Origin of the sequence: Bacteroides ilei (assembly GCF_900128495.1) — a bacterium.
GTDB classification, from domain to species: domain Bacteria; phylum Bacteroidota; class Bacteroidia; order Bacteroidales; family Bacteroidaceae; genus Phocaeicola; species Phocaeicola ilei.
On record NZ_LT635808.1, the window covers coordinates 1 to 5,612 of the forward strand.

The following is a 5,612-nucleotide window of genomic DNA, read 5'->3' on the forward strand; positions in this document are numbered from 1 at the left end:
CCATTTGGATGAACGACACCCATTTCAAAACTTTCTTCCGGGAGCTTTGGAGCAAGCTGCAAAAAGCATTGGGAATTAATAAAGAATCACACTCATTAAAGCTATAATAAAAAAAAGAAAAGATAACAATTAATCATTACTATCCTTTCTCTCATTTCTACTCATTTTAATATCTGGAAACCTGAAGACGTGCATGTATTTCATTTGCTAAACAATAATACCCATATCCATAATCATCTATACCAACATGCAATCCTACTACATTTTTATTAACTGAATAACAAATTCCTCCACTATCGCCACCTAAGGGAGTATCTTCATACCATACACTTGTACACATTCTAATAGGAACACCTTTAGTATTTACAACAGTTTCTCCTGTTCCTATAACTACCCCATTTGTTTTTGTGTGAAATCCAGCTAAAGAAACACTATTATTTTCACTAATTACATCTACTCCCAATCCCAACGTAACATCTCCAGATGGACCTGATATCGTATTAGAAACACTCACTCCATCAGTATATCTAATAAAAGAAGCATCTACAGTACCTGAATGTCCCACTACAGTACATATTCCAAGAGATTGATTGTTATACTTAACTGGATAACTAACTGCATCCGCAAAATGACCTGAAACTAAAAAACCAGAATACATAGAAGACTTAACTCTATACCCTAAACTTGCAGATGTTCCTCTATGATTATCAACAGATATAGAACCCGGATTATAAGTTGCTTGTTCTTTCAATCTCCCTCGAGACTTCTCAAAACTAATCATAGGAGAATTTATCACTTTACTCTTAAACTCGCTAACATAAAAATCACTACATTCCCTCAACCTAATAAGAATTCTATTCTTATCCTTATTTATACTCCATCCATCAACGCCTAAAGAATTTAAAAATGATTTATTTCCATCTTTTGTAAAAAAATCAAATAACCATTCATCCAAATTCATCAACTCCGCATAAGAATAATCACATTCTCTAAATTCCACATAACCTAAATCAATCCTACTAGATAATTCTTTTTTAGCTTCTTCCTTATCAATTCCATTCTTTAAAAAAACAATTATCTTATTATCCTTCACATAAGCACCTCCAAAATAATCAGGATATGACATCGATATTTTCCCTAACCCACGAGTAGAAGTATTTTCAAATGAATTAATAAACTCCGTGTACATAGAAGTTAAACTTCCAAGCTCAGTTTTAGAACTATCATTCCATCCTTCTCCGCCACTTTCCTCAATAGCAGAATCAGAACAAGATATTACCATACCAATTGATAACACAACAAAAAGACTAAAAACAAATTTTTTCATAAGCTCAATAATTTAAAGGTTACTCCATAAAATTATACAAAATATAGACTTATTGTTCTCAAAATCTAATATTTAACTATTCCGGTGGGCTTTTTTCTTCTTCAAGGTAGATTTCCTGAAGAAGTTCGTCTTTGTTCGTTACCTCATAACGACACAAAGCTTCTCCAGTTTCCATGTTAAACCAATCCGCAACACCATCTTTTACGGACATATACCAGGTATAAACGCCATCCTCTACGTTCAGACCTTCCACGTTCAACTCTAAATCCTCGTCCCGGAACTCGTTCAACGCTTCATCCCCTATCATTTCCCGGAATCTTCCGAAACTACTCATGCGCTGCATACCGTGCATGGCAGTATATATCATATCCAAAGCCTGATAATTGATTTCTACCTTCTCAATCTTTGTTTTCTTTCCCTTCTGTTTCTTCGATTTCGTTACAGAAACAGAAGCCTTTGAGGAATACTTGAAAAGCTCCAGTGCACTACCTTCCAAATCTTGAACCTTAACATACTTCTGAAAACGTGAATCCGACTCCATACCCTGCAATTTCTTCCATTGTGCTACTATATACCTGGCAGCTTCCAACGAATCCACTATCACATGAAAATGATAATGGAAGGAATACACGCCTTTCTTCCTATCCTTCACATGATAGGTACATTCCTTTTTCATCACACCGGAACATTTCAAAGAACGAAATGCATGCCTGGTTCTTATACCTTCAGACCATAGCTTATTATTTTTCTTTATAAACGCACGTAACTCGTCCACATTGTCCGTAACACAATTCCGGCAAGTAAGCGTCACAAAATAGAAATCCCTTCCCTCATTATGTAAAAACTTCATTATAGGAAGAAACTTTTCTATATTCTGTGCAGTCTGAATACGCTGGCAAATAGGACAAAATGGTCTATGACAATAGTGTGAATGGGCTTTTCCACCCTCCACCGTATATGTATTAGAACAAAAATAGGATTCTTCGTAAGCCTTGATTAGCTTGCTTTCCAGGTTTCTTTCCGCAAGTTTCCGGCTGAAATTATGTGCTATGATTTTAGTCTTTACTTTCTTTTTAAGACTTTCTTCACCCTTTTTTATAGGGTTTTCTTTGCAGTTGGTTTTATTTGTAGTATCTTTGTCCATGTTAAAAGTATTTTGGTTTCGCTACCCACCGTCCAAAGTAAGAAGCGAAACCGATTAAACAATACAAAGCCCATTGGTAGCGAGCCGATGGGCTTCGTGCTTTTATCACTCCAAAAGTAGGCAAAACCTTTCAAACCGCCAAATATCCCTTTGAAAAACCTTCAAAACAGCAACTGACACGAAACTTTCTGATTTATCAAGTATGGGGGCTCGCCCCCATTCCCCCACCGTCCGGCTTAACCTCTAAACACTTCATACTTTCGGAAAAAAGACCTATATTTGCAGTACACAAAGACAACCTGCCGAGCGATACGGGAGAGTTGTAAAAAATAAGCTGCCAGGGCGAATTGACGGAATTCCGACATCCCTGGCAGCTTTATTCTTTCCCTACCGTACTAATACGGTCAAGCGGTTTCCTTCTTTGGATGATCTGCCTTGTGTATCTGTACACAAGCCCATATTCCTGCCACAAGGGCAGCAAGACCAAACACGGATAAAAATACTATCAGTTCCATAATACCGTTATTTTGATTTCTTAGACAACGCAATGAACGCTATGCCAGCAAAAGCGCATATCACTGCAAAAATACCTCCTATCGTGAATAAAAGTGCCCTGTTCACGTCCAGTTTCATTATTCCGGCAAGTATAACACCTCCAAATACCAGTTTGGCTACATCTATGAGAAGCTTCCCGGTTTCCGTGAAAATAACCTCCTTACGTTCCTTTTCCATAATGCAAATATATTAATTTTATTGGCTTCTTGTTCTATCCCCCTCCCGTCCCCCAAAGGGGGAGCACACAAAGACAAGCCGTGCCCTCACTCAATGGAGTGTTGCTCTTCAAACAAACTCATCTGCCTTTCGTCATTATCGTTCCTGGCATGTTCCGCAATCCGTTCCCTCTCGTGCTGGACAAGCCGTTCCATGATGTTTATAGCCTGCAACCGTTCTCCTGCAGTAGTACGCTCCTTCATGTATTTCTTCATTTCATCGTTATTCAGCCAGTCTACATATATGTCTATCATGGAAAGAATGTACTTCTTCAGACCGAAAGGAACACGCATGACAACCGTCCCATATCCGCTCAGCGGTTTGCGTCCGGCTCCTTCACGTTTGCCGCCCCTCTTTGATTTCGTTACACTTTCAGTACTCATAAACCCACCTCCTTTCTTACATGAATCCAGTTACCGGAAGAATCCTTCATGCAGATAAAAGGACACGTGCCGGAACAGTAAGCCATACACGATGTATCACACTCCAACGTACACACCCTGCCTATTATCTTACAGCCATGTCCGATTTCTGACACTTCGGAATCACTCTTGACGGACACCTCACCGTCAATATCCACCGCATAATAAATGTTATTGTACTCCATAATCGCTTGATTTATGTTACGAAATCAAAGATACGAAACATTTGATTATGTTACAAAAATCAAGCGTTAAAAATTGAATAATGTAACAGAAATCTAAAGTAGGCTATTTGATTTTTGTTACACAAACCAAATACCGCCAACGAAAAGAAAACACCCATGCGAATGGCTGCACTCGTCGGGAGTGTTGGTACACCCCCTTGCCGTGCCGGCGCTCCCCGACCGATGAGTTTTTGTGCCATGCGGTATCAGAGAAAAGCCTGGGAGGTTCCTGAAAACTTCCTGAGAACTCAAGTAATTTCACACCGCTTGCAAATCCCGTCCGAATGGTTTAACTTTGTCAAAGGTTATAGCACACTATAACCCCTAAAGGGGTTGTGTGCGAGGGGACACCCCTCGACCCCGTACAAGTCAGTACGGGGTGCTGACTTGAAGTGAAGTGCAGAAACCCAAATCTCATACAGTATGGCAAAGACAAGCATCAACGTAAGAGCCTGCAACATCGGCAGTGCGGAACGACACAACCTCCGCAGCAAGGAACTGGACTACATCCGCCCAGAGCTGACCCACCGTAACGAACAATGGGTAGAGCGTTCCATTCCGGAAGTACACCAGGACATCGCAGAAAAGTACAAGGAAACAACCGGACAAGGGCTGCAAAAGAAGGCAACCCCAATCCGGGAGGGGGTTGTCGTGATCCAAGAGGACACAACCATCGGTCAGCTCCGAGAACTGGCAGACAAACTGGAGCAACGCTTCGGGATACACACATTCCAAATCTACACCCACAAGGACGAGGGCGCAGCCGTATGGAACGGACTGGAGAACGAGTGGAAGCCGAACTATCATGCGCACATGATATTCGACTGGACGGATGGACACACCGGAAAGACAATCAAGCTCAACCAGCACGACATGGCAGAAATGCAGACCATAACGGCAGAGTGCCTGGGCATGGAACGTGGCGTTTCATCCGACCGGAAGCACCTTTCCGCAATCCAGTACAAGAACCAGGCAGAAGCCGAAAAGGCAGCCCAACTTCAAAAGGAGTGCCGGGAACTGGAGCAGACCAAACAAGAGGGAATGGAACAAGTAGGCAAAGTCCGTGAGGAACTTGAACAGACAAAAGAAAAGCTGAAGGAAGTAAAAACGGATATCAAGGTTCAGAAGCTGAAGGGAGCCGTAGCCGACACCGGAACAGCATTAATGAAAGCCGGAACTACCGTGTTTGATGCCACCACAAGCCTTTTCAATGCCGGGAAAATAAAACGGCAGGAGCTGGAAATAAAAGGACTGAAATCCGAAAACTACACACTCCAAACAAAGGTTCAGAACCTCGAAGGACATATACGCACCGCAAATACAGAACTGGCAAGGGAAAGGGAAACACACCGCATGGCAATAAGGAACGGAGAAGTCCGGATGAAAGCCATTACCGAAATGTTTCCAAGCATGGAAAACGCAAAAGAGAACATCGAGGAACTCCGTTCTATGGGAGTGGAGAACAACGATATCCAGCAGCTCCTTACCGGAAAGGAAATAAACTACACCGGAAACCTTTACGATAGGGAAAGAAAAAAATCATACCAAGTCAAGAATGTAAAGATAGACATCGCCAAAAGCCGGAACGGAATCACCACCATTTGGATGAACGACACCCATTTCAAAACTTTCTTCCGGGAGCTTTGGAGCAAGCTGCAAAAAGCATTGGGAATTAATAAAGAATCACACTCATTAAAGCTATAATAAAAAAAAGAAAAGATAAC

6 protein-coding genes are annotated in these 5,612 nt (G+C 41.3%); 1 reads left to right on the forward strand and 5 read right to left on the reverse strand.

Annotation, left to right across the window (positions count from 1 at the left end; translation table 11 throughout):
- Nucleotides 1-166: 166 nt before the first annotated feature.
- The 5 genes from BQ7489_RS17695 to BQ7489_RS17125 all read right to left on the reverse strand — a co-directional run bounded on the left by BQ7489_RS17695 (nt 167) and on the right by BQ7489_RS17125 (nt 3,849).
- Nucleotides 167-1,327, reverse strand: coding sequence for a chymotrypsin family serine protease (locus BQ7489_RS17695; RefSeq protein ID WP_072532370.1), 1,161 nt, complete (start codon nt 1,325-1,327; stop codon nt 167-169).
- A 76-nt stretch (nt 1,328-1,403) separates the two neighbouring features.
- Nucleotides 1,404-2,471, reverse strand: coding sequence for a protein rep (locus BQ7489_RS17110; RefSeq protein WP_072532371.1), 1,068 nt, complete (start codon nt 2,469-2,471; stop codon nt 1,404-1,406).
- 522 nt (nt 2,472-2,993) lie between these two features.
- Nucleotides 2,994-3,203 (reverse strand): DUF6722 family protein, encoded by a 210-nt coding sequence (locus tag BQ7489_RS17115; protein ID WP_008142531.1) that lies wholly within the window; start codon nt 3,201-3,203, stop codon nt 2,994-2,996.
- Between the two features lie 86 nt (nt 3,204-3,289).
- Nucleotides 3,290-3,625 carry a hypothetical protein gene (locus BQ7489_RS17120; protein ID WP_072532372.1) on the reverse strand — a complete coding sequence of 112 codons (336 nt, stop codon included), beginning with the start codon at nt 3,623-3,625 and terminating at the stop codon, nt 3,290-3,292.
- The gene (locus tag BQ7489_RS17125) at nt 3,622-3,849 is read right to left on the reverse strand and encodes a hypothetical protein (RefSeq protein ID WP_072532373.1); all 228 of its coding nucleotides are present in this window, start codon (nt 3,847-3,849) and stop codon (nt 3,622-3,624) included. Before BQ7489_RS17125 ends, BQ7489_RS17120 begins: the two co-directional genes overlap by 4 nt.
- Nucleotides 3,850-4,311: 462 nt before the next feature.
- Between BQ7489_RS17125 and BQ7489_RS17130 the strand changes: the two genes are divergently transcribed.
- Nucleotides 4,312-5,592, forward strand: a complete 1,281-nt coding sequence (locus tag BQ7489_RS17130) for a relaxase/mobilization nuclease domain-containing protein (protein ID WP_072532374.1) — start codon at nt 4,312-4,314, stop codon at nt 5,590-5,592.
- The last annotated feature ends 20 nt before the right edge of the window (nt 5,593-5,612 follow it).

Excerpts from the sequence above, each read along its gene's own strand:
- BQ7489_RS17115 (WP_008142531.1), bottom strand. The coding sequence starts at position 3,203 with ATGGAAAAGGAACGTAAGGAGGTTATTTTCACGGAAACCGGGAAGCTT.
- BQ7489_RS17125 (WP_072532373.1), bottom strand. The coding sequence starts at position 3,849 with ATGGAGTACAATAACATTTATTATGCGGTGGATATTGACGGTGAGGTG.
- BQ7489_RS17130 (WP_072532374.1), top strand. The coding sequence starts at position 4,312 with ATGGCAAAGACAAGCATCAACGTAAGAGCCTGCAACATCGGCAGTGCG.
- BQ7489_RS17120 (WP_072532372.1), bottom strand. The coding sequence starts at position 3,625 with ATGAGTACTGAAAGTGTAACGAAATCAAAGAGGGGCGGCAAACGTGAA.
- BQ7489_RS17695 (WP_072532370.1), bottom strand. The coding sequence starts at position 1,327 with ATGAAAAAATTTGTTTTTAGTCTTTTTGTTGTGTTATCAATTGGTATG.
- BQ7489_RS17110 (WP_072532371.1), bottom strand. The coding sequence starts at position 2,471 with ATGGACAAAGATACTACAAATAAAACCAACTGCAAAGAAAACCCTATA.